Annotated in this window: 11 protein-coding genes; 10 read left to right on the top strand and 1 reads right to left on the bottom strand. The window is 65.5% G+C overall.

Annotated elements, in window-relative coordinates:
- The 3 genes from KK488_RS11705 to KK488_RS11695 are packed head-to-tail and all read left to right on the top strand — an operon-like array spanning nt 1 to nt 5,911.
- Entirely contained in the window at nt 1–1,590 is a 1,590-nt protein-coding gene (locus KK488_RS11705; RefSeq protein ID WP_214623715.1) for a flavin monoamine oxidase family protein, read from the top strand.
- A gap of 47 nt (nt 1,591–1,637) precedes the next feature.
- Nucleotides 1,638–2,789: an efflux RND transporter periplasmic adaptor subunit gene (locus KK488_RS11700; RefSeq protein WP_349356881.1), complete on the top strand. Its 1,152-nt coding sequence runs from the start codon at nt 1,638–1,640 to the stop codon at nt 2,787–2,789.
- Entirely contained in the window at nt 2,786–5,911 is a 3,126-nt protein-coding gene (locus KK488_RS11695) for an efflux RND transporter permease subunit (protein WP_214623714.1), read from the top strand. The genes KK488_RS11700 and KK488_RS11695 overlap by 4 nt, the downstream gene beginning before the upstream one ends.
- A 69-nt stretch (nt 5,912–5,980) precedes the next feature.
- Here KK488_RS11695 and KK488_RS11690 read toward each other — a convergent pair whose 3' ends face one another.
- Nucleotides 5,981–6,292, bottom strand: coding sequence for a UrcA family protein (locus KK488_RS11690; RefSeq protein WP_214623712.1), 312 nt, complete (start codon nt 6,290–6,292; stop codon nt 5,981–5,983).
- 631 nt (nt 6,293–6,923) lie between these two features.
- On the opposite strand from KK488_RS11690, the gene KK488_RS11685 reads away from it, so the two are divergent.
- The 7 genes from KK488_RS11685 to KK488_RS11655 all read left to right on the top strand — a co-directional run bounded on the left by KK488_RS11685 (nt 6,924) and on the right by KK488_RS11655 (nt 17,954).
- Nucleotides 6,924–8,693, top strand: a complete 1,770-nt coding sequence (locus KK488_RS11685; protein ID WP_214623710.1) for an alpha/beta fold hydrolase — start codon at nt 6,924–6,926, stop codon at nt 8,691–8,693.
- A gap of 99 nt (nt 8,694–8,792) precedes the next feature.
- Nucleotides 8,793–9,755 (top strand): complex I NDUFA9 subunit family protein, encoded by a 963-nt coding sequence (locus KK488_RS11680; RefSeq protein ID WP_214623708.1) that lies wholly within the window; start codon nt 8,793–8,795, stop codon nt 9,753–9,755.
- 54 nt (nt 9,756–9,809) lie between these two features.
- Nucleotides 9,810–10,619: an undecaprenyl-diphosphate phosphatase gene (locus KK488_RS11675; RefSeq protein WP_214623706.1), complete on the top strand. Its 810-nt coding sequence runs from the start codon at nt 9,810–9,812 to the stop codon at nt 10,617–10,619.
- Between the two features lie 163 nt (nt 10,620–10,782).
- Nucleotides 10,783–12,228: an NAD(P)-dependent oxidoreductase gene (locus tag KK488_RS11670; protein ID WP_214623704.1), complete on the top strand. Its 1,446-nt coding sequence runs from the start codon at nt 10,783–10,785 to the stop codon at nt 12,226–12,228.
- Nucleotides 12,225–12,965, top strand: coding sequence for a DUF2059 domain-containing protein (locus KK488_RS11665; protein WP_214623703.1), 741 nt, complete (start codon nt 12,225–12,227; stop codon nt 12,963–12,965). The genes KK488_RS11670 and KK488_RS11665 overlap by 4 nt, the downstream gene beginning before the upstream one ends.
- On the top strand, nt 12,962–17,479 hold the full coding sequence (gene gltB / locus KK488_RS11660) for a glutamate synthase large subunit (RefSeq protein WP_214623701.1): 4,518 nt from the start codon (nt 12,962–12,964) through the stop codon (nt 17,477–17,479). Before KK488_RS11665 ends, gltB begins: the two co-directional genes overlap by 4 nt.
- 220 nt (nt 17,480–17,699) lie before the next feature.
- Nucleotides 17,700–17,954: a hypothetical protein gene (locus KK488_RS11655; RefSeq protein WP_214623699.1), complete on the top strand. Its 255-nt coding sequence runs from the start codon at nt 17,700–17,702 to the stop codon at nt 17,952–17,954.
- The last annotated feature ends 17 nt before the right edge of the window (nt 17,955–17,971 follow it).

The raw sequence follows: 17,971 nt of genomic DNA, 5'->3' as shown, positions 1-17,971 counted from the left end.
ATGATCGAAGAAGCCGGCCCGTCGCGGCGCGAACTCCTCACGATGATCGGCAAGGCCGGCGGCGCGATCGCCATGTATCAGGCGATGACCGCGCTCGGCCACGCCGCGGAAACCCAGTTCACCGGCCCGCCCGCGCTCTCCGGCGCCAGGAAGGGCAGCAAGGTGCTCGTGCTGGGTGCGGGCCTGGCCGGCATGCTTGCCGCCTACGAGCTGCGCAAGGCCGGCTATGCCGTCCAGATCCTCGAATATCAGGCGCGCCCCGGCGGGCGGAACTACTCGATCCGCGGCGGCGACAAGATCGTCGAGGTGGGCGGCGCGACGCAGACCTGCGAATTCCAGCCGGGCAATTACCTCAACCCCGGCCCCTGGCGCATCCCGCATCATCACCGCACTCTGCTGCATTATTGCAAGGCGTTCGGCGTGGAGCTGGAGCCCTTCATCCAGATGAACCACAATGCCTTCGTCCACCAGACCAAGGCTTTCGGCGGCAAGCCGCAGCGCTACAAGGAGCTGGCGACCGACTTCAAAGGCCATGTCTCCGAGCTGCTCTCCAAGTCGCTCAATGCCGGCGCGCTCGACCAGCAGGTTACCGCCGAGGACAAGGCCCGCCTGATCGATGCGCTACGCGACTGGGGCCTGCTCGACGGCGACCTCAAATATGCCAGCAACGTCCATGTCTCCAGCCAGCGCGGCTATGACCGCGCGCCCGGCGGCGGCGTCAATGGCGAGCCCACGCCCTCCAAGATCAACAGCCTCAGCGACCTGCTCGATTCCAAGGTCTGGACGCAGATGGGCTTCTATTTCAACTATGTGATGCAGACGACGATGTTCCAGCCCAAGGGCGGCATGGACATGATCGGCAAGGCCTTCGCCAAGCAACTCGCCGGCCTCATCACCTACAATGCCAAGGTGACCAAGATCGCACAGGGCGATGCCGGCGTCTCGGTGATGTGGGAGGACGTCAAGACCGGCAAGGTCAGCGAAGCCAAGGCCGACTATTGCGTCTGCACCATCCCGTTGCCCGTCCTCAACCAGATCGACATCCAGGTCGGCGCGCCGATGAAGGCGGCGATCAAGGCCGTGCCTTACAGTGGGCAAGTCAAGATCGGCCTGGAGATGCGCAGCCGCTTCTGGGAGGAGAAATACTCCATCTATGGCGGCCACAGCTTCACCGATCAGGCGATCGCCCTGATCTCCTATCCGAACTTCGATTTCTTCAAGGACAAGCCGGCCGTGCTGCTCGGCGCTTTCGCGAACGGCGCGGGCGGCTACCAGCTCGCGGGCATGACGCCCGAACAGCGGATCGAGGCGGCGCTGGCACAGGGGTCGGTCTTCCACCCGGCGGAATATCGCAAAGAATTTATGAACGGCGTCTCCCTCGCCTGGAGCCGCCAGCCCTGGATCCTCGGTTGCTGCGGCAGCTGGACGGAAGCCTCCCGCGCGCAGCATTACCAGAATCTCGTCGCCATGGATGGCCGCATCGTCCTCGCCGGCGAGCATGCCTCTTATTACGGCTGCTGGATGGAGGGCGCACTGCTGTCCTCGCTCGACGCGATCGAGCGGTTGCACAAGACAGCGCTCGCCGCTTGAGGTAGACTCAGGCAACCAACGGGTTTCGGAAACAGAGTGGTGAAGACGTGACGCACAGACACCGGGAGCGCTCGGCTGCCGGCAGCCGCGAGCATTGGATTGGCCGGAACGGCGCCTCGTTGTTGCCGCTCCTGATCATGCTCACCGGTTGCGCGGAGAGCAAGGGCGAGGAGCAGAAGCGACCGCCCCCGCTTGTCACCGCCGTCCAGCCGACGGCGCACCTGTTCCGCGACGAAATCCAGGCCGTCGGCACCGCGCGCGCCAACGAGCAGGTGACGCTCGCCGCCAACGTCACCGAGCGGATCGACAAGCTGCTGTTCGACGACGGCATGTATGTGCGGCGCGGCCAGCTCCTCGCCATACTCTCCAACGCGCAGGAGCAGGCGGCGCTGGCCGGCGCCAAGGCAAGCGCGGCGGAAGCCTCCTCCCAGCTCGATCGCATCAACAGCCTGAACCAGCAGGGGTTCGCGACCCGCGCCCTGCTCGACCAGCAGCGCGCGGCCCTGAGCGAAGCGCGGGCGAGCGAGGAGAGCGTCCGCGCGCAGATCGGCGATCGCATGATCCGCGCACCCTTCGCCGGCTATCTCTCGCTGCGCAACATCTCGGCCGGCGCCATTGTCACCAGCGGCACGCCGCTCGTCACGGTCAGCGACATTTCGCGCATCAAGCTCGATTTCACCGTGCCCGAGACCCAGCTCGCGCGCCTGCGCCCGGGCCTGCCGATCCGCGCCTATGCTTCCGCCTTCCCCGATCAGCCGATCGAGGGACAGATCGCGGTGATCGATCCGGTCATCGATCCGCAGAGCCGCGCCGTCATGGTCCGCGCCACGCTGCCCAATCCGGGCAATCGCATCAAGCCCGGCATGCTGCTCACCGTGCGCATCGAGACGCATACGCGCAGCGCCCCTGCCCTGCCGGAAATGGCCGTGCTGAGCGAAGGCGACACGCGCTACGTCTATACCGTCGACGAGGAGCGCAAGGTCAAGCGCACCGACATCACCACCGGCCTGCGCGACAATGGCTTTATCGAGGTGAGCGGACTGCCAACGAGCGCCCTCGTCGTCTCCGAGGGCGTCGTGAAAGTCTCCAACGGCCGCACCGTCCGCCTCGCGGGCGAGGATGGGAAAGGCCCCGGCGGCAGGGGCAAAGGCAAGCGCGGCGCAGAAGGCGGAGGCGGACCGGCCGGCGCCGCGCCATGATGATCTCGGACCTGTCGGTCCGTCGTCCGGTCGTCGCGACGGTGATGGCGCTGCTGCTGACCATCATCGGCCTTGTCGGCTTCTTCAGCCTGTCGGTGCGCGAATATCCCGACACCGATCCGCCTGTCGTCTCGGTCGAAACGCGCTACACCGGCGCCAACGCCGCCGTCATCGAGAGCCGGATCACCCAGCCGCTGGAACAGCGCCTCGCCGGCATCGCGGGCATCGAGTCGATCAGCTCTAGCTCGCGCGACGGCGGCTCCTACATCAACATCGAGTTCCGCGCCGGGCGCGACGTCGACTCCGCCGCCAACGACGTGCGCGATCGCGTGGCGGCGGGGGCGGCCGATCGCCCGATCGATGCCCTGCCGCCCGAAGTGCGCAAGGTCGACGGCGACGCCCAGCCGATCATCTTCTTCGCGATCATGGCGCCGGGCTGGGACAAGACCAAGCTTGGCGATTTTGTCACCCGCGTCGTCATCGATCGCCTCTCGACGATCGACGGCGTCGCGCAGATCCAGTCCATGGGCCTCGCCAAGCCGTCGATGCGCGTCTGGCTGGATGCCGATCGCCTTGCCGCGCTGCGCCTGACGCCGCGCGACGTGGAGAATGCGCTGCGCCGCCAGAATGTCGAGCTGCCGGCCGGCCGCATTGAGGCGCGCTCGCAGAACCTGTCCCTGCGCGTGCAGCGTGGTTTCACCACGCCCGACGATTTCAAGAGCCTCGTCATCGGCCGCGGCGCGGACGGCTATCAGGTCCGCCTCGGCGACATTGCGCGGATCGAGGAAGGGCCGGAAAATCCCTATTCGATGTTCCGCTACAATGGCCAGACCGGCGTCGGCCTGGGCATCGTGCGTCAGTCCGGCGCAAACACGCTCGCCGTCGCCGAGGAGGCCAAGAAGGTGATGGCCGAGATGGCCAGGACCTTCCCGCCGGGCGTGAGGGTGGAACTGGGCAACGACAGCACCCTCTTCATCGACCAGGCGATCAAGGGCGTGTGGGAGACGCTGATTGAGGCGGCGCTGCTGGTGACGATCGTGGTCTTCCTCTTCCTGGGCAGCGTGCGGGCGACGATCGTGCCGATGATCACCGTGCCGATCTGCCTGCTCACCACCTTCGCGGTGCTGTGGATCGCCGGCTATTCGATCAACCTCCTGACCCTGCTCGCACTCGTCCTCGCGATCGGGCTGGTGGTCGACGACGCCATCGTCGTGCTGGAGAATGTCTATCACCGCATTGAGCAGGGCGAGGAGCCGCTCTACGCCGCCTTCGCCGGCACACGGCAGGTCGGCTTCGCGGTGATGGCAACGACGCTCGTGGTCTGCGCCGTGTTCGTGCCGGTCATGTTCCTCTCCGGCCAGACCGGCCTGCTCTTCCGCGAGCTGGCCGTCGCGATGATCGCGGCGCTCAGCGTCTCCGGACTGCTCGCACTGACCCTCACGCCGATGATGTGCTCCAAATTCCTCAGACATGCCGAGCGCGGCTGGCTGACCACGCGCGTCGACCGGTTGATGAACCGCACGGAGACCGGCTATCGATACGCACTCGACAAGGTGCTGCGCCGCCCGCTGCCGGTCATTATCGCGGTGGCGCTGTTGCTCGGATCGGCAAGCATCATGTTCCGCCATATCGATGCCGAACTCGCCCCCGCCGAGGATGCCGGCACCGCGCAGATTCGCTTCAATGCGCCCGAGGGCGTGAGCTTCAAGCAGGCGGACGATTATGCCCGCCAGGTCGAGGCGGTCGTGCAGCCGATGGTCGGCAAGGGCGCGGTGCGCGGCATGAACGCACGTATTCCCAACAATGGCGGCGAGAGCGAGGATTTCAACAGCGGCCAGATCGCCATCTTCCTGCGCCACTGGGACGAGCGCAAGGAGACGACGCAGGACATCGCCCGCATCATCAATCGAAAGCTCGCCGACCTGCCGACCGTGCGCGGCAATGCCGTCGTCAACAATCGCATGTCGCGCAGCGGCCAGCCACTCAGCTTCGTGATCGCCGGCAACAGCTATCAGGACCTCGCCCGCGCCCGCGACCGAATCCTGGACGCCGCGCGTGACAATCCCGGCATCCTCAATCTCGATGCCGACTATGTCGAGAACAAGCCGCAGCTCGTCATCGAGGTGGACCGCCAGCGCGCCGGCGATCTCGGCATCTCGGTCGATGATGTCAGCCAGGCGCTGCAGACGATGATGGGCTCGCGCCGCGTCTCAACCTATGTGCGCGACGGCGAGGAATATTATGTCGTGCTGCAGGCCGAGGCCTTCAACCGCGACGACGAAGCCGGTCTCGCCAAGGTTTATGTGCGGTCGGCGAGCGGCGCGCTGGTGCCGCTATCCAATCTCGTCACCGCTCGCCAGGCGGCCACCGCGCGCGAGCTGGGGCGGTTCAACAAGATGCGGTCGATCACGCTCAATGGCGGCCTCGCCCCCGGCTATTCGCTGAGCAAGGCGCTGGCCTTCCTGGAGCAGGAGGCCGCCCAGTCGCCCGAGGTGCTTGCGGTCGGCTACAAGGGCGAGAGCCAGCAGTTCAAGCAGACCGGCAGCTCGATCTGGTTCGCCTTCGGCCTCACCGTGATCGTCATCTACCTGTTGCTCGCCGCGCAGTTCGAGAGCTTCGTCCACCCCGCCGTGATCATCTCGGCCGTGCCTATGGGCGTCGCGGGCGGCATCATCGGGCTCTTCCTCACGGGCACGACGATCAATCTCTTCAGCCAGATCGGCATCATCATGCTGGTTGGCCTCGCCGTGAAGAACGGCATCCTGATCGTCGAATATGCCAACCAGTTGCGCGATGCGGGCAAGGACATCAAGGAGGCGATCCGCGAGGCGGCCGCCCGCCGCCTGCGCCCGATCCTGATGACCTCGATCGCGACCGTCGCGGGCGCCGTGCCGCTGGCGCTGAGCCATGGCGCGGGCGCGGCGGCCCGCTCGTCGATCGGCTGGGTCATCGTGTTCGGCGTCAGTATCGCGACCGCGATCACCCTGTTCGTCGTGCCGATCCTCTATCGCCGCCTTGCGCGCGGCACCCAATCACCGCAGTTCGTCGCCCGCAAGCTGCGCGACCTTGTCGCCGCACGCGGCGGCCGCGAGGGTGGCGGTCTGGCGCAGCCGGCCGAATAGCCGCTCAAACGCAAACGGCGCGCCGCTCTCTGGTGGAGCGACGCGCCGTTTGCTTGCGTGATGAGGTGCTTACTCGACGATCGCCATTTGCGAGGTCGCGTTGCCGCTCAGCACCGCGATGCGCGTGTCGGCCGAGTAGCCCAGCGACTTGCGGCACTGCAGGTCCGGGCCACGGCCGGTCATCAGTTCGTCCTTGGGATTGCAGGCGGCGTCGATCTGCTCGTTGACGCGCGCGCGGAACTTGGCGACGCTCTTGGGATCGGCGAAATTCACGCCCTCGGTCGAGACACGGAACTGAACGCCCTGGCGCTCCTTGGCGAAAGCACCGGTGGACCCGGCGAGCAGGCTGACCGCAACAAGAGCGGTTGCAACGATCTTCATATGATTACTCCTGTGAACGCATTTTATATTGGCCGTTGATGCTTCCTGACGTCAGGTATCCGGGCTTTCGAACCCGAACCCACCTGCCAAGCGTTCTCGACTGCGCTTGGCGGCGCACATAGGAGCGTGATGTGACAGCCACAAGGCAAAATCGATGCTGCGCCGCAGAAATCAGCCATTTTTCGATGCTGCAGGACGGTAGAAAACGAATTTCTCGATAGCGGACCAACGTGCGGAAGCGGCGCTTGCCGCCCCCTGCTCCCCGCGTCATTTTCGGTGGGCGGATTCTCCGAGCGCCGCGCATCATAGATCGGCGGAGAGTGGGGGGAGAACAGAGCGAGCTCGGCCAGCTTCGCAATAATTAAAGCAAGATACTGTAAATTGGCGATTATTATCAAAGGCAGTGAAAGTTGCCGATCCGGCTAAGCGGCCCTTGCAACTCAAGGCATGGTGTCGCCGAAACGGCCATTCGGGATAGAGGCCGATCGCGCCGAAAATATCTGGAGAAAATCCGGCTGCAGGTCCGACGGAAAGAGCCCTCGGCCGGACTGACAAGAAACTGCCCGCAGCGGCGAATGGATCGACGGCGGAAAATCACCGCGATCGCCAAGAAGAGATGAAGGGAGAGATTATGCCCGACGCGTGGACAAATATCGCCATTCCGGCCCAGGCCGCTGCGAAGGAAGGCCTCGTCAACATCGGCCCCGCCAGGCTGTGGTTCTGGGATACCGGCGGCAAGGGCGAGGTCGTCGTCCTCAATCATTCCGACGCGCAGAGCAGCGAATGCTGGAAATATCAGCAGCCTGTGCTCGCCAAGGCCGGGTATCGCGTCATCGGCTGGTCCCGGCGCGGCACCTTCCGCAGCGAGCGCAGACCGCAGGGCAATCCGGGCACCGGCTCCGCCGACCTCGCCAGGTTGCTCGATTTGCTCAAGGTCGATGCATGTCATCTCGTCGGTTCGGCCGAAGGCGCCGCTGTCGCCGTCCACTTCGCGCTGGAGCATCCTGCCCGCGCGCGCTCACTCCTCCTGTCCGGGGGACGTCTGGGCGTCGCTGAGGATGATTATCGCGACATGGACAGTCGCACCCGGTTGCCCGCGAACCACAACACAGCCCCTTCCTTCGCGGAGATCGGCGCTTCCTATCGCGGCGGCAATCCGACCGGGACAAAAAGCTGGGCCGAGGGCGCCGCCGCCGCGCATCCCGCCGGTACGGGGCCGGCCCAACCCGCCGGCGCGCAGCCGCTCAATTGGGCGCGCGTCAGCGGCCTCAAGACGCCCGTCATGCTGCTGACCGGCGATTGCGACCATTATTCGAGCGCTTCTCAAAACCGGCTGATCGCCCAGCATCTGCCCAATCGCGAGCTGGCCGTCATCCAGGAATGCAGCACCGCGGCCTATTGGGAGCAGCCGGACGCATTCAATGCCGTGCTGCTGGATTTCCTGCGCCGTCATCGCGGCGGCACCTCGCTTCCACCCGCGTCGAACCCGGCGCCCGGTCCTACGTATGTCCCCCTCACCTCCCGCTCGCCGACGCCCGCAATCGTCACCGGCCCGGTCAAGGTCTGGGAACCCATCCCCGTTCCCGCGCAAGTTCCCGCGAAGGAAGGCTATGCCGACACCTCGCCAGTCAAGATCTGGCATTGGGACACCGGCGGCGACGGAGAGGCGATCGTCTTCTGCCATCCCTGGTCGCAGTCCAGCGAGTGCTGGAAATATCAGCAGCCCTTCTTCGCGAAGCGCGGCTATCGCGTCATCGGCTGGTCGGCGCGCGGCTTCTACAAGACCGAGAAAGGCCCCGCCGAGAATCCCGGCTCCTCCGCCGAGGATCTTCACAAGCTGATGGACTATCTCAAGGTCGACAAGTTCCACATCGTCGGCTGCGCGGCTGGCGGCTGCACGACCATCGCCTATGCTATCGCCCACCCCGAGCGGCTACATTCCGTCCTTGTCTCGGGCAGCATCCTGCTGCCCACCGAACCGGAGTATGATAAATTCATGGCCAATCTCGGCCGTGGGCCGGCAAACACGGGCGCGCCGACCAACGTGCCGGTCGAGTTCGCCGAAGTCGGCGCCTCCTATCGCGCGGGCGATCCGGAAGGTCTCGCCGCTTGGCAGGCGCTGGAGCATATCGCGCATCCCGGCGGTTGGTTCACCAGTCAACCCTGGGGCGCCGAGCGCAACTGGAGGACCTTCGCGGCCATGACACTGCCGATCATGCTGCAAACCGGCGACACGGACATGGGGCCCTCGCCCGCGCTGATGCGCTTCTACACCAGCCGCTTCCCCAACTGGGAAATGCGCGTGCTGCGCGAAGCGGGCCACGCGTCCTACTGGGAGCAGCCGGAAGCCTTCAATGCCAGCGTCCTCGATTTCGTCTCACGGCACGGCGCGAAAGCCTGACGACGGGAATATAGCACGGACCCCCACGCGGCCAGTTGTCTTGCGCTCGCACCTGATGCAAGGGGTTTTCAGGTGTAGGCACAGACGGAAAGCAGGGCGATGAGCGCAACGGACAAGCCGGTGGTGGTGTTTGGCGGTGGCGGCTTCGTCGGCCGGCAGGTCGCGCAGGAGCTGCTCTCGCGCGGCTATCGCGTGCGGATCGCCCAGCGCGCGCCGCGTCAGGCCTTCATGGTCCGCTCGCTCGGCAGCATGGGCCAGACGCAGCTGACGAGGGTCGACATCGCCGATGCCGACCAGGTCGCGGCGGCGCTCGCCGGCGCAGGCGCCGCAGTCAATCTCGTCGGCCTGCTGCGCGGCGATATGAAGACCGCGCACGTGACCGGCGCGGCGAATATTGCCAAGGCCGCCGCCCATGCCGGTCTCGACGCGCTCGTCCAGATTTCGGCGATCGGTGCCGATCCCGCCAGTCCGTCTGCCTATGGCCAGACCAAGGCGCAGGGCGAAGCGGCCGTGCGCGCAGCCTTTCCCAAGGCGACGATCCTGCGCCCCTCGATCATCTTTGGCCGCGACGATCAGTTTACCAACCGCTTCGCCGGGCTGATCGCGACCGCCGCGTCGGTGCCCTTCATCCATACCGTTCCGCTCATCCGCGGCGGCACGCGTTTCCAACCGATCCATGTCGCCGACGTCGCGCGCGCCATCGCGACCGCGATCGACGAGCCCGGAAAATATGGCGGCGAAACCTATGAGTTGGGCGGCCCGGACGTGCTGACGCTCGGCGAGATCCAGACATGGATCGCCGGCCAGATCGGCCGCTCGTGCCACTTCCTGCCCATCCCGGACGGCATCGCCAAGGCACTCGCCACGCTCACCGGCTGGGCGCCCGGCGCGCCGGTCACGCGCGATCAGCTCGCCATGCTGATGGGTGACAATGTCGTGGCGGCCAATGCCAAGGGGATCGCCAGCTTCGGTATCCGGCCGGTCCCGATGGCGGCGCTCGCCCCGGCCTGGCTCGAGCAATATCGCAAACAGGGCCGCTTCGGATCGACCGTCAGCGCCTGAGATTCCGGGGACGCCGGACGCGCGCCTCCCCAGCCCCATACAGGATGATCCGCCATGGACAGCCATCTCTTGACCGTCATCCTGCTGGGCATCGTGGAGGGGCTGACCGAGTTCCTGCCCGTCTCCTCGACCGGCCATCTCATCCTCGCCAGCGAACTGCTCGGCTATAATGCCGCGGAGTGGGCGACGTTCAACGTCATCATCCAGCTCGGCGCGATCCTCGCCGTGGTCGTGCTTTACTGGCGGACGTTCTGGAATGTCGCGACCGGACTGCTCGCGCGCGACGGGGGCAGCTGGCGCTTCGTCGGCATTCTGCTGCTCGCCTTCCTGCCCTCGGCCGTCATCGGTCTGGCGCTACACAGCAAGATCGAAGAAATGCTCGGCGCACCGAAGATCGTCGCGGTCGCCCTCATCGTCGGCGGCATCGCGATCCTCGTCATCGAGCGGATGCTCAGCTCGTTCCGATATCACGCCGTCGATCGCATCCCCTTCAGCCATGCGCTGGGCATCGGTTTCATCCAGTGCCTCGCGATGATCCCCGGCGTCAGCCGCTCGGGCGCGACGATCATGGGCGCGCTGTCGATGGGCGTCGATCGCCGGACGGCAGCGGAGTTTTCCTTCTTCCTCGCTATCCCCACGATGCTGGGCGCGACCACGCTTGAGATGGTCAAGAACCGCCACGAGCTGACCAGCGGCGCCGTCAACTGGGCCGATGTCGGCGTCGGTTTCGTCGTGTCGTTCGTCGTCGCCATCATCGTGATCAAGCTGTTCGTCGGCTGGGTCTCGCGCCGTGGTTTCGCTTCCTTCGCCTGGTACCGAATCGCTGCGGGCACGGCCGCTCTGATCTGGCTTCTGGCGAGATAGGTCCGTTTCGGCCGGATAATCTCGATGCATATGTTGCAAGCGCGTAGTTTGATGCGCATTTCGCAACAGGTTGGGACAATATACTTGACCTAATTGGCAGGAATCGCGTGACTCTGCCGTTTTTTGGCGTTAGCGCAGCCCTCATCGAGAAGGGAAATGCGTGATGGCCGACAATCCGATGCTCAAATTCGTCATTCGCGGGCAGTCCTACCCGGACAAGCGCGCCGTGACGGAACGCGCCAGGGACTTTTCCGAAATCTCCCATGGCTTCGCTACGTCCGGCGCGGAAGATCAGGCCGCACGCTGCTCGCAATGCGGCGTGCCCTATTGCTCGGTCCATTGCCCGCTGCACAACCATATTCCCGACTGGTTGAAGCTGACGGCAGAAGGGCGCCTGCGCGAGGCGTATGAGCTCAGCAACATGACCTCGACCATGCCGGAGATCTGTGGCCGCATCTGCCCGCAGGACCGGCTGTGCGAAGGCAATTGCGTCATCGAGTTTTCCGGCCACGGCGCCGTCACCATCGGCTCGGTCGAGAAGTTCATCACCGACACCGCCTGGAAGGAAGGTTGGGTCGAACCCGTCCTCGTCGGCGAAGCGACCGGCCTTTCTGTCGGTGTCATCGGCGCGGGGCCCGGCGGCCTCACGACAGCGGAATATCTCCGCGCTGCTGGCCATGAGGTCCATGTCTATGATCGCTATGACCGCGCGGGCGGCCTGTTGACCTATGGCATCCCCGGCTTCAAGCTGGAGAAAGATGTCGTCATGCGCCGCGTCAAGCGGCTGGAGGAAGCGGGCATCCAGTTCCATCTCGGCTTCGAAGTCGGCCGCGACGCCAGCCTCGCCGATCTGCGCGAGAAGCATGACGCGATCCTGATCGCCACGGGTGTCTACAAGGCCCGCGACATGAAGATGCCCGGCGTCGGCACGCAGGGCGTGGTCAAGGCGCTCGATTTCCTCACTGCTTCCAACAAGGCCAGCTTCGGCGACGACGTCCCCGAGCATGAAGACGGCTCGCTGCTCGCGACCGGCAAGGATGTCGTCGTCATCGGCGGTGGTGACACCGCGATGGACTGCGTGCGCACCTCGATCCGCCAAGGTGCGAAATCGGTGCGCTGCCTTTATCGGCGCGACCGGGAGAATATGCCCGGCTCGCAGCGCGAGGTGCAGAATGCCGAGGAGGAAGGCGTCGAGTTCATCTGGCTCACAGCGCCGATTGCCTTCGAAGGCACCGAGCACGTCACCGGCGTCAAGATCACCCGTATGCGCCTGGGCCAGCCCGACGCATCCGGCCGCCGCGCGCCCGAGCCCGATCCGGGCAGTGAGGCGAGCATCCCGGCCGATCTGGTCATCAAGGCACTCGGCTTCGATCCCGAGGAATTGCCGACCATGTTCGGCGAGCCCAGCCTGGCCGTCACGCGCTGGGGCACGCTGCGCGTCGATCACCGCAACATGATGACCAGCATCGACGGCGTGTTCGCCGCCGGCGACATCGTGCGCGGCGCCAGCCTCGTCGTCTGGGCGATCCGCGACGGGCGCGACGTGGCCGATCATATCCAGGCCTATCTCCAGGCCAAGACACCGGCCAAGCAGCGGGTGGCGGCATGAGCCGGGTGCGCGTCCTCGCGGCGGCACTGCTCGCCTGCGCCCTGGTTCCGGCGGTACCGGTTCACGCGCAGCAAACAGCCGCTGCAGCGATCGAAACTGCCCCGCCGCTCGATCCCGCACTGGTGGAGAAAGCCCGGCCGATCGCCGCCGCGATCCTGCCGGAAGGCACCATGGCGAAGATCATGGGGCCGATGATGCAGAAGATGATGGGGCCGATGATGGACTCCGTCGGCAAGATGCCGATCCGCGACCTGCTGAAGGCTGGCGGCGTTGACCCGACCGGGGCGGAAGCGATGAAGCCCGCGACCATCGACCAGATCATGGCGATCGTCGACCCGGCCTATCACCAGCGTATCGCCGTCATGACGACCAGCATGTTCCCGGCGATCGGCAACTTCATGACGCAGTTCGAGCCGGACATGCGCGAGGGCATGGCCGAGGCTTTTGCAGGACGATACAGCGCCGCGGAGTTGGATAATATCCTCGCGTTTCTGCGTACGCCCACCGGCAGCAAGTTCGGCTCCGGCTTCATGGAGCTCGCCGCCGATCCGCATTACATCAGCCGCGTCCAGGCCATGATGCCGAAATTGATCGCGGCCATGCCGACAATCATGAAGGAACCGGCCGACGCGCTCGCAAAACTGCCGAAGCCCAGGGCCTACAAGGATCTGTCGCAAGCTGAACGCAACCGCCTTGCCGAGCTGCTCGGCATCGACCCGAAGAAGATGAAGCCATGACCACCGAAGCAGAACGCCGCCGCATTGCCGAAGTCGGCATGTACCGCCCCGAGTTCGAGAGCGACGCCTGCGGCGTCGGCCTCGTCGCCGCGACCGATGGCAAGGCCTCGCGCCGTGTCGTTGCCAGCGCGATCGATGCGCTCAAGGCCGTGTGGCACCGCGGCGCCGTCGATGCGGATGGCAAGACCGGCGATGGCGCCGGCATCCATGTCGACCTGCCCGTGCGCTTCTTCGACGATGCCATCTCGGCCTCGGGCCACAAACCGATGCCGAACCGCCTCGCGGTCGGCATGATCTTCCTGCCGCGTACCGATCTCAATGCGCAGGAAATGTGCCGCATGCTGGTCGAGGCCGAGATCATCCAGGCTGGCTACAAGATCTATGGCTGGCGCCAGGTGCCGGTCGACGTCAGCGTGATCGGCGAGAAGGCGCAGCGCACCCGCCCCGAGATCGAGCAGATCCTCATCGCCGGGCCAATGCCCGAGGAGCAGGCCGTCGCCGAGTTCGAGCGCGACCTCTATCTCGTGCGTCGCCGGATCGAGAAGAAGGTGGTCGAGGCGCAGATCAACGATTTCTACATCTGCTCGCTCTCCTGCCAGTCGATCATCTACAAGGGGCTCTTTCTGGCCGAGAGCCTGTCGGTCTTCTATCCGGACCTGACCGACGAGCGCTTCGAGAGCCGCGTCGCGATCTTCCACCAGCGTTACTCGACCAACACCTTCCCGCAGTGGTGGCTCGCTCAGCCCTTCCGCCAGCTTGCCCACAACGGCGAGATCAACACGATCCGCGGCAATAAAAACTGGATGAAGAGCCACGAGATCAAGATGGCGGCGCTGGCCTTCGGCGAGCAGTCGAGCGACATCAAGCCGGTGATCCCGGCCGGCGCCTCCGACACCGCCGCGCTCGACGCCGTGTTCGAAACGCTCTGTCGTGCCGGCCGCGATGCGCCGACCGCCAAGCTCATGCTGGTGCCCGAAGCCTATCAGGGCAATGACGACGTGCCCGAAGCGCACAAGCATATGTATAACTATCTCGCCTCGGTGATGGAGCCGTGGGACGGCCCCGCCGCCCTGGCGATGACCGACGGCCGCTGGGCCGTGGCGGGCATGGACCGCAACGCGCTGCGGCCGCTGCGCTACACGATCACGTCCGACAATCTGCTGATCGTCGGCTCGGAGACCGGCATGGTCGTCGTCCCCGAGAGCGGCGTCACCAAGAAGGGTCGCCTCGGCCCGGGCCAGATGATTGCGGTCGACCTCGATGCCGGCAAGGTGTTCGATGATCGGGCGATCAAGGACCGGATTGCCGCCGAGCGTCCCTACGAGGACTATGTGAAGGGTTTCCGCTGCGCCGACGACCTGCCGCCGGCCGACGAGAATGCCCGCCCGGTCTGGGACAAGGCCGAGCTCACCCGTCGCCAGATCGCCGCCAACCTCACGCTCGAGGACATGGAGCTGATCCTCAGCCCCATGGCGGAGGACGGCAAGGAAGCGATCGGCTCGATGGGCGACGACGCCCCGCTCGCGGTCATCACCGACAAGCCGCGCACGATCAGCCATTTCTTCCGGCAGAATTTCAGCCAGGTCACGAACCCGCCGATCGACTCGCTGCGGGAACGCCACGTGATGAGCCTCAAGACGCGCTTCTCGAACCTCGCCAACATCCTGGAGGAGGAATCGCAGAACAGCGACGTGCTGGTGCTGGAGAGCCCAGTGCTGCTCTGCGAGGACTGGTCGCGCCTCAAGAAATATTTCGGCAAGAGCGTCGCCGAGATCGACTGCACCTTCCCCGTCGATGGACCGCCCGATGCGCTGCGCGCCGCCATCAATCGCCTGCGTGACGAGGCGGAGATCGCCGTGCGAGCCGGCCAGACCGAGCTGTTCCTGTCGGACGAGGCGATCGGCCCGGACCGGGTCGGCATCGCGATGGTGCTGGCCGCCGCCGCCGTCCACACGCATCTGGTCCGCAAGGGGCTGCGCTCCTACAGCTCGATCAACGTGCGCACCGCCGAGTGCCTCGATCCGCACTATTTCGCGGTGCTGATCGGCGTGGGCGCGACCACGGTGAATGCTTATCTGGCCGAGGCCTGCGTCGCCGATCGCCACGCGCGCGGCCTGCTGGGTGATCGCTCGCTTACCGAGTGCCTCGAAAATTATCGCACGGCGATCCGCGAGGGCCTGCTCAAGATCATGAGCAAGATGGGCATCGCCGTCATTTCCTCCTATCGCGGCGGCTATAATTTCGAGGCGGTCGGGCTCTCCCGCGCGCTCGTCAACGATCTCTTTCCGTCCATGCCGTCCAAGATCTCCGGCGAAGGCTATGCCTCGCTCCAGTATAATGCTCTGGTCCGGCACACGAATGCCTACAGCAAGGCGGTCGTCAACCTGCCGATCGGCGGCTTCTACCGCCAGCGTGCGGGCGGCGACACGCATGCTTACTCGGCCCAGCTCATGCACCTGCTGCAGACTGCGGTCGCGACCGACAGCTACTCGCATTATCTGCAATTCTCGCGCGGCGTCTCGGAGTTGCCGCCGGTCTATCTGCGCGATCTGCTGGAGTTCCAGTATCCGGATCAGGCCGTGCCGATCGACGAGGTCGAGGCGATCACCGAAATCCGCAAGCGCTTCGTGACGCCCGGCATGTCGCTCGGCGCCCTCTCCCCCGAGGCGCACGAGACGCTGGCCATCGCCATGAACCGGATCGGCGCCAAGGCCGTCTCGGGCGAGGGCGGCGAGGATTCGGCGCGCTTCAAGCCCTATGAGAATGGCGACAATGCCAACTCGACGATCAAGCAGATCGCCTCGGGCCGCTTCGGCGTCACCGCGGAATATCTCGGCGCCTGCGAGGAAGTCGAGATCAAGGTCGCGCAAGGCGCCAAGCCCGGCGAAGGCGGCCAGCTCCCCGGCTTCAAGGTGACCGAGTTCATCGCCAAGCTGCGTCACTCGACGCCCGGCGTGACCCTGATCTCGCCGCCGCCGCACCACGACATCTATTCGATCGAGGATCTGGCGCAGCTGATCTACGACCTCAAGCAGATCAATCCGCGCGCCCGGGTCTGCGTGAAGCTGGTCAGCCAGTCGGGTATCGGCACGGTCGCGGCCGGCGTCGCGAAAGCCCACGCAGACGTCATCCTCGTCTCCGGCCATGTCGGCGGCACCGGCGCCTCGCCGCAGACCAGCATCAAGTTCGCAGGCCTGCCTTGGGAAATGGGCCTCTCCGAGACCAACCAGGTGCTGACCCTCAACGGCCTGCGCCACAAGGTGAAGCTGCGCACCGACGGCGGCCTCAAGACCGGGCGGGACATCGTCATCGCGGCGATCCTGGGCGCCGAGGAGTTCGGCATCGGTACGCTGTCGCTGGTGGCGATGGGCTGCATCATGGTGCGCCAGTGCCACTCGAACACCTGCCCGGTCGGCGTCTGTGTCCAGGACGAGCGGCTGCGCGCCAAGTTCACCGGCACGCCGGAGAAGGTCATCAACCTCATGACCTTCATCGCCGAGGAAGTGCGCGAGGTGCTCGCGCGCCTCGGCTGCCGCAGCCTCGACGAGGTGATCGGCCGCACCGAGTTCCTCAAGCAGGTGAGCCGCGGCGCCGAGCATCTCGACGATCTCGACTTGAACCCGATCCTCGCCAAGGTGGATGCGGACGACGACAAGCGCCGCTTCAACATCCCGACCAACCGCAACGAAGTGCCCGACAGCCTCGATGCACAGATGATCGCGGACGCCAAGGCCGTGTTCGAGCGCGGCGAAAAGATGCAGCTGACCTACACGGTGCGCAACACGCACCGCGCCGTGGGCACGCGCTTCTCGGCGATGGTGACGCAGAAGTTCGGCATGTCGACGCTGAACGACGGCCATGTCCATGTCCGCCTGCGCGGCACGGCTGGCCAATCGCTCGGCGCCTTCCTGTGCAAGGGCATCACGCTCGAAGTGTTCGGCGATGCCAACGACTATGTCGGCAAGGGCCTGTCGGGCGGCATCATCGCGGTACGCCCGATGGTCTCGAGTCCGCTGGCGAGCCAGGACAATACGATCGTCGGCAACACCGTCCTCTACGGCGCGACCTCGGGCCGACTGTTCGCGGCTGGCCAGGCCGGCGAGCGCTTCGCCGTGCGCAACTCGGGCGCACAGGTCGTGGTCGAAGGCTGCGGCGCCAATGGCCTCGAATATATGACCGGCGGTGTCGCCGTGATCCTCGGCAAGGTCGGGAACAATTTCGGCGCGGGCATGACCGGCGGCATGGCTTTCGTCTATGATGAGAGCCGTACCTTCGCTGCTCACGCCAATCCCGAGAGCATCGTGTGGCAGCGCCTCGCCAGCGCCCATTGGGAAGAGGTGCTCAAGTCACTGATCGAGGAGCATGTCGCCCGCACGGACAGCAAATGGGCCAATGCGATCCTGCACGGCTGGGACCGCAGCCTTGAGCATTTCTGGCAGGTTTGCCCGAAGGAGATGGTCTCGCGCCTCGCCCACCCGCTGTCCGACGAGACGGAAACGGTTGCGGCGGAATAAGCGCGACATCAACATAGAGCGGGACGGGCCTCGGGGCTTCGTCCTGCTCGCTTCCCGTCGCGGCGCCCGCCTCGTCTCGCCGCACGCGCCAAATGACCTGCCGCCCTGCCCCATATCGGGACAGTGGCTCCCGGCGCTGTTGCGGTGCCGCAATAAATCATGCTTAGAAAATTGTTAACGGCTCGTGGTCCCGTCCTGAGTCGCGCTGTGGGAGGCGATTTTGAGCAATTTTCGGTTGGGCAGCGGCGCTCTGGGTGCGCTGATGCTGACGATGTCCGTCCCCAGTCTGGCTGCCGATGCCGGCGTGCAAACAAATGCTCAGCAGAAGAATCAGGAACCCGTTGGCCCCTCCGTGGACGATGTCCCCGCGCCGCCCATGTTCCTGCTGTTCGGCATTGCCGCGGCCGGCGTGACCTGGGGTCGCCGCCTCGCGGCAAATGCGCGCAAGAAGACCGGGAGCGTCAATTCGGAATAGGAACTGCCGGGCCGAGA

Source organism: Sphingobium nicotianae (assembly GCF_018603885.1).
In the GTDB taxonomy this organism is placed as follows: domain Bacteria; phylum Pseudomonadota; class Alphaproteobacteria; order Sphingomonadales; family Sphingomonadaceae; genus Sphingobium; species Sphingobium nicotianae.
Note: the sequence above shows the minus strand (reverse complement) of the source record. Positions and strands in the feature narration are given on the sequence as shown.